Genomic DNA, 2,149 nt, shown 5'->3' with positions numbered 1-2,149 from the left:
GCGGGACGGGGTAGCCCTCGGCGAACGGGTCGATCTCGTCGGGCGGCGCCGTCTCGACGGCCGCCCGCCGTGCATCGACCCGATCGCCCCAGACCCACGTGATGACGAGGGCGAGGACCGCGACGACGCTGATGAGGATGAGCGTTGCCCGGTTGAAGGAGAGACCGACGATGGTCACGGTGTCGTCACCGAGGAAGCCGAGCTGCGCGCCGCGGATGAAGGCGACCGCGACGATCCAGGCGAGCGTGACGGGGATGAGGAACTTCCAGCCGAATCGCATGAACTGGTCGTACCGCGTGCGGGGCAGCGTTCCGCGCAGCCACACGAAGAACCACATGAACAGCCACATCTTGACGGTGAACCACAGCAGGCCCCACCAGCCGCCCACGAACGTGCCGTCGCCAATGGCGGAGATGAGCGGCGGGGCAGCGGGGCCGCCGAGGAACATCGTCGTGGCCAGCGCAGACACGGTGAACATGTTGACGTACTCGCCGAGGTAGAACATCGCGAACGTCATGCCGGAGTACTCGGTGTGGAAGCCACCGACGATCTCGCCCTCGCCCTCGGCCAGGTCGACGGGCAGTCGGTTGGTCTCGCCGACCATCGTGATGACGTAGACGACGAAGCTGAAGAAGGCCGGGAGGATGTACCAGAGCGAGCTCTGGGCATCGACGATCTGCGACGTCGACATCGACCCGCTGTAGAGGAAGACCGCGACGAGCGCGAGACCCATGGCGATCTCGTAGGAGATGACCTGCGCCGTCGAGCGCAGGCCGCCCAGGAGCGGATAGGTCGAGCCGGAGCTCCAGCCGGCGAGGACGATCCCATAGACGCCGACCGACGCGACGGCGAGCACGAGGAGCACCGCAACCGGCACGTCGGTCAGCTGCAGCGGCGTCTCGTGGCCGAACAGCGACACAGTGCCGCCGAGCGGGATGATCGCGAACGCGACGAACGCCATCGTCGCGGTGATGAGGGCGGCGGCCCGGTAGATGACATGGTCGGCATTCGCCGGCGCGATGTCCTCCTTGAGCATCGACTTCATGCCGTCGGCAAGCGTCTGGAGCAGACCGAACGGGCCGTTGCGGTTCGGGCCGGGGCGCTGCTGCATTCGTCCGATGACGCGGCGCTCGAACCAGATGACGATCAGGGTCGAGACCAGCAGGTAGACGAAGATCAGGACGGCCTTGATCAACGAGAGCCAGAGCGGCGTGTCGCTGAAGTCCGCGGAGGGGTTCTCCGTCGCCGGCAGCGCAGTGACGAGGCCGTATGCCGCTGAGCTGAGTGTCATCCGACACCACCCTTCGTGTGGTCGGCTGGGTTGGTCGCAGCGGTGACGCCGACCCGGTGCCCGGCCTGGGAGCCCAGCCCGGACCGCACCGAGACGCCCTCGGAGTTCGTGGGGAGCCACACGACGCCGTCGACCATGCCGTCGATCACGGCTACGGGAACGGTGACGCTCCCGCGCGGACCAGTCACCGTCACGGGGCTGCCGTCGCCCACTCCGAGCCGCTCGGCGGATCCCGGCGAGAGATGCGCCGTCGCCCTCCGGGCGGTGCCGGCGAGGAACGGCTCGCCGTCCTGCATCCGGCCACGGTCGAGCAGCGTCGGCCACGTGGCCAGGACGTAATCGCCGAGCCCATCCCCGACCACGGGAGCAGGCGGGGCCTGGCCTGAGGCCGGGACACCCCTGGTGCCCGACCACGGCCCGAGCGCCTCGAACTGGTCGTGGATCTGGAGTTTCGTCCTGGTCTCCAGGAAATGGCCGAGCTCGCCGGCGAGCATGTCGAGCGCGCGGTGGTCGCTGACGTGGTTCGTCGTCAAGGCGAGCTCGAAGGGACGGATGCGCCCCTCCCAGTTGACGTAGGAGCCTTCCTTCTCGGCCTGCGCCGCGACGGGGAGCACCACGTCGGCCAGCTGTGTCACGGCAGACTCGCGCAGCTCGAGGGAGACGACGAAGGCCCGCTCGAGGGCGTTCCTCGTGTCGCTGAGGCCGAGGTCTGCCGGGTCCACCCCGCCGACGACGAGCGCGTCCAGCTCGCCGGATGCGGCCGCGGCGATGATGCCGGCGGTGTCACGGGCGGGGGTGTCGGGCAGCGTGCCGACCTCCCACACCGCGGCGACCTCGCCCCGGGCCGCTGCGTCGGTC

The 2,149-nt window shown here is 69.2% G+C and carries 2 protein-coding genes; both read right to left on the bottom strand.

The window, feature by feature from the left end; genetic code table 11:
- The coding region (nuoH, locus tag VIR15_RS07000) for an NADH-quinone oxidoreductase subunit NuoH (RefSeq protein WP_331926752.1) at positions 1 to 1,291 on the bottom strand (1,291 nt) is incomplete at its 3' end.
- Positions 1,288 to 2,149: molybdopterin dinucleotide binding domain-containing protein (locus VIR15_RS06995; protein ID WP_331926751.1), on the bottom strand; the 862-nt coding region annotated here is incomplete at its 5' end. The genes VIR15_RS06995 and nuoH, both read right to left, overlap by 4 nt.

The organism is Intrasporangium sp., assembly GCF_036566125.1.
Classification (GTDB): domain Bacteria; phylum Actinomycetota; class Actinomycetes; order Actinomycetales; family Dermatophilaceae; genus Intrasporangium.
The sequence above is the reverse complement of the archived record's forward strand: the minus strand, read 5'-3'. Positions and strand labels throughout refer to the sequence as shown.